This window comes from Moorena sp. SIO2C4, from assembly GCF_010672485.1.
GTDB lineage: Bacteria > Cyanobacteriota > Cyanobacteriia > Cyanobacteriales > Coleofasciculaceae > Moorena > Moorena producens.
In genome coordinates this window covers 1-4,292 of sequence record NZ_JAAHGN010000651.1, presented here as the reverse complement: position 1 = coordinate 4,292, position 4,292 = coordinate 1, and the positions used below count along the sequence as shown (strand labels likewise).

General features: G+C 44.9%; 6 protein-coding genes and 1 pseudogene. 1 reads left to right on the top strand and 6 read right to left on the bottom strand.

Annotated features, from left to right (window positions below; genetic code table 11):
• A pseudogene (locus tag F6K20_RS26475) lies at positions 1 to 296 on the bottom strand (PEP/pyruvate-binding domain-containing protein); the annotation flags it as partial.
• Between the two features lie 278 nt (positions 297 to 574).
• Here F6K20_RS26475 and F6K20_RS26470 point away from each other — a divergent pair.
• A complete protein-coding gene (locus F6K20_RS26470; RefSeq protein ID WP_008185817.1) occupies positions 575 to 1,264 on the top strand; it encodes a ComF family protein in 690 nt (229 codons plus the stop codon).
• A 206-nt stretch (positions 1,265 to 1,470) separates the two neighbouring features.
• Here the strand turns inward: F6K20_RS26470 and F6K20_RS26465 are convergent, their stop codons facing one another.
• The 5 genes from F6K20_RS26465 to F6K20_RS26445 form a co-directional block, all read right to left on the bottom strand.
• On the bottom strand, positions 1,471 to 2,037 hold the full coding sequence (locus tag F6K20_RS26465) for an acyltransferase (RefSeq protein WP_008185816.1): 567 nt from the start codon (positions 2,035 to 2,037) through the stop codon (positions 1,471 to 1,473).
• A 219-nt stretch (positions 2,038 to 2,256) separates the two neighbouring features.
• The gene (locus F6K20_RS26460; RefSeq protein WP_008185815.1) at positions 2,257 to 2,652 is read right to left on the bottom strand and encodes a hypothetical protein; all 396 of its coding nucleotides are present in this window, start codon (positions 2,650 to 2,652) and stop codon (positions 2,257 to 2,259) included.
• 206 nt (positions 2,653 to 2,858) lie between these two features.
• Positions 2,859 to 3,077, bottom strand: a complete 219-nt coding sequence (locus F6K20_RS26455) for a hypothetical protein (RefSeq protein WP_008185814.1) — start codon at positions 3,075 to 3,077, stop codon at positions 2,859 to 2,861.
• Positions 3,078 to 3,092: 15 nt separating this feature from the next.
• On the bottom strand, positions 3,093 to 3,344 hold the full coding sequence (locus F6K20_RS26450) for a hypothetical protein (RefSeq protein WP_008185813.1): 252 nt from the start codon (positions 3,342 to 3,344) through the stop codon (positions 3,093 to 3,095).
• Positions 3,345 to 3,347: 3 nt separating this feature from the next.
• Positions 3,348 to 4,292: tyrosine-protein kinase domain-containing protein (locus tag F6K20_RS26445; protein ID WP_287296619.1), on the bottom strand; the 945-nt coding region annotated here is incomplete at its 5' end.

Here is a 4,292-nt window from a genome sequence, read left to right as displayed (position 1 = left end):
TCCAACACCGAACCTAAAGTCGCCCCTTGAATTTTGTGACGAATTTGCTGAGCCACTTGCTGTAGCTGGCGAGGATTGTCTACATCTACGTAAAGATAAGAAGAAGGTAAATCAGCTAACAGGGGTTCAGACTCACCTAAAATTGCGATAAATTCCCACAATGCCTTTGCACTCACCACAAAGCCAGGTACAACCGGATAATCCCGTTGCCAGAGCTGACTTAAGTTAAAGGCTTCATTGCCCACCAAGGGATAGTCTGAAGGTTGAATCAGATCAAGAGAGTAAAGATTATCCACAAATCGCCGCCTAATCCTGTTATTCCTCCGGGATTTTGGCATCATATCTTGAAGGCATAATATCTCTTACCATTAATCACGTCGTATTCACCTAAATCGTTAATTAAAAATTGACTCTCAACCAAGAATGATAAGTCGTCAACTGGACATGATATTATTAATCCTTCCTATGCTTTGCATCACGCTCTTAGAAGCAGAAAACGGTAGAAATACTGAGGGATTCTTAGGGTTAGTCTTGGCATCTTTAGAAATATCATGCCAAATAAATCCCCAAAATTATGTTACAGGGAATTCAGACCCTTAAAAACGGTCTATTAAGTCTCTTTCTGAAATCGAACTGTCCCCTATGTGAGCGACCTGCCTCTGATGAATTGTGTGATTATTGCGAGCAGCAGTTACTCCGCTGCCAACTTGACAAAAATCAATTTTTATGTAATCAAAATCTCCCAGTGTTTGTCTGGGGCAATTACGGTGGTCCATTAAAACGATTACTTGCTGCCCTGAAATATGAAAACCAACCCCAGCTAGCACATCCCTTGGGCCATTGGCTGGGTAAAGCTTGGTTAAAATCCTCTGCCACCCGTAGCCAAAAGCAAAAATTAATAGTAGTTCCCATTCCCATGCACCCTACAAAAAAGCGACAAAGAGGTTACAACCAGGCAGAGCTAATTGCCCAAAGTTTTTGTGAATTCACTGGTTACAAACAAGCACCACTGGGTTTAGAAAGAGTCCGGGCAACTCAACCTCAGTTTAGTTTATCTGTCCAAGAGCGAGCGCAAAACCTAGCAGATGCCTTTATTATTGGTAAACACTTTCTCAGACATCATAGCACCTCACCCGTACTAATCCTAGATGATATCTACACCAGCGGAGCTACAGTCAAATCAGCCACCCAAACCCTGAGAAAGCATGGAATAACCGTATATGGGTCAGTTGCGATCGCAACATCTACAGCATCGGTAAAGTAATCAGAAAACTTGGATCAGTTGATGATCGGGTGATCGGGTGATCGGGTGATCGGGTGATCGGGTGATCGGGTGATCGGGTGATCGGGTGATCGGGTGATCGGGTGATCGGGTGATCGGGTAATTGAAATCTATAGATTTTCCCTGAAATTTGATTACTCAAGCAATGCTCTAGAAACAATAAAGCCTGTCAGTACCAAAGTTTTCAGTCACAGAGTCTTACTGACTGGTTTGAAATGCTTCACAATTTGCTGGGGATTCCCAATAACTACCACGCCGGGAGGGACAGACTTACGAACCACACTGCCTAAACCTACTACACTATTTTCCCCAATGTGTACCCCTTTCATCACCGTAGCTCTGGCTCCAATCCAGACATTTCGCTCAATCACAATCTCAGCTGAAACCTTTGGTCCTGGAGGACAGTGACGCAGGTGGGGTTGTAGGTTATGGTAATCGCTATCAGCAAGAAAGCAGTCAGAAATTAGACATTCATCTCCCACGGTAATTGAGCACTCGCAACCTATACAAGGCCCATTAAGCAGTACATTTGAACCAATATTGACGTTACCAGAACCATAGATAAATACCTCTTTACCCAAGCGAGAACCTGAGCCAATCACTACCTTAACGCTACCTGCTACCTGAAGAGAGCCTTTGATCTGCACTCCTTTGGCAAGGGTGAGATTGGGGTATCGAAACTGATAGTATAAACCCTTAGCCTCAAAATAAAGATGAGCGATAAATTTCAGAAATGGGTGATTAATCTGCTGCATGACACGAAATTGGTGAATCAAAAGGACTAAGTACTCTGTCAATTTAGTTTTGAGAGTTAGAGCAAGCTGTTAGGTGTTAATTTTTAGTGTTTAGGTGTTGGCTGAAGTGGGGTAAGGCTTCGGTGAATTTTTTTCACTGAATCTTTTTCACTTCTGTTGTCTAATGGTTCTGGTACTTAATACCTAGTGCTATCATGCCTAATGGCTAATGCCTAATCACTAATTACTCAAACCCAGTAACACAAGAGAGTAAGGATTAAATCTCACCGATGAGTACTTCAGTAGTCTTGTTGCTAGGGTCTTGCTCTTGACAGCGTTGGTATCTAAAGAAAACATGGGTAGCCTTTTTAGGCTTTCAGTGTCGGGAAAATCCAGTGCTCCCTCAATCCTGATGCTGGCAGGTTTGGCTGATTTATTGATCAACAATAGCGATCGCAGTTCATTGGACTGCTCTATTGCCATAGCCTCCACAAACTTATGGCCGCTCTGGGTGTACATCACCTTGCCAGTCAGGTACTTGATCGCCCAGGGAAATACAGTTGCAGCAGGTCGCAGATTATTACTTGGGTCGATCATGCCGTAATACTTATCCTTGAGATGCCAGGAGGTCGCCATGTCAATCCCAGCGTCAGCTAAATGTTTGAATACTGAAGCAAACCAAACCGCGCCGACATGGGTATTCTGACGGTCTTCACCAGAGTTCCATGAGTAGTTGATGTTATAGCAGAAGTCATTTGTCAGAAGTCATTTGTCAGAAGTAAAACTCTTGCGCTTACAAAGGGTGTGAGACTTTTGTCATGTCCTAACTGCCCTGGCGACTGCTATATATTCTCCTTTCTCGAAAGTAGACCATCCGGATCTGTAGCCATCCAACTGGGCCAGCGGGGAATGTTTTGGATAATGGTAGGCTTTTGGGGATAAGAGGCATCGTAGCAGGCTTGAATTTTTGCCTCGTCCCAGCTTTTCGTAGCTCGGTTAGTCCAACGTTCCCATAGATCGATATGGTGAATACGAATTAACCTGATATCCAGTTCCGCCAAATGCTTCTGGAAAACCTAGTCTGATGCCTTTTCCAGAATAGTAATTTCGTAGTCGTTGGAGCCAAAGGTGAAGGGTGTAGTTTGTGCGACTGGCTTTGCCCAATCCACCCTAACTTTAGTTTTAATTGACTTTCCGGACAACCACAAATTTTGTATTGGTGATGCTCTTACCGAATTAGTAGCGCTTTGCTTATCAAAGAGTCTTGGTAAGAGGAATGCGATCGCAGCGCCAGATAAAGCTAGCTGGAGTAATGTTCTACGTTTCATCGCTTATGACTTCACTAAACTATCACTAGATCTGTATAAGTAGGGTTTGGACTTAGTTTCTACCCCATTCACCACCAAACCCAACAGTTGAGCATTGTGCTGAGCCAGTTGTTCCAAGCTGTCACTGACAAAGTCACGCTTACTAATCTCAGGTCGAACAACAAACAACAAATTACCGATGACAGCAGCCATCAGGGCAGTTTCACTGGTCATACTGACCGGAGCACTGTCAATCAAAACATAGTCATAGTCACCCGATTCCTCCGCAGTAGCTAGGCTCTGCTCAAATTTACCCTGGGTCACCAGCTCCACAATTTTGCCTTTTTTGTGGGAGGTAGGCAGTAAGTCAAGACTCGGTTGGATCTTCACCGGCTGTCCGGGTTTGAGGGGGTCATGGTGATGACCCAAGCGCTGAGAAAGGGTTGCCTGTCGGAAATCTCCATCCACTACCAAGACCCGAAACCCTAAATCTACCAGAGCTGTCGCCAATCCCAGAGTGACAGTAGTTTTGCCTTCTGAGACCATCGCGCTAGTAATCAAGATGCGACGGTCCTCCCCAGAGCGTAAGCTAATCACCGATGCTAGTCGCTGAAACTCTACATCCGTTTCTGTACCCAGCTCTAATCCCATACCAGCGTGCCTCAGATGAGGGATATTGACCACCATCGGGAACTTGATTGCCTGTAGGTCTTTGGGACTCAGCAGTGGGTTGCGCCGTTCTAGAAGCAATACCAGCGCTATACTACCCACTGCCGATGCCAGAAAACCATTAGCTATGATTAACAACTTCTTCGGACCAGCAGGCTTCTCGTCAACAGTGGGAGGGTCAAGCACCTGTACATTGGGATAAGCACTAAACGCATCAAGATTGACTTGCTCCATTTGAGCAACTAAACCGTTATAGACTCCCGCAGCCACATCGTACTGTCGCGTTAGTTCCAGCAGCCA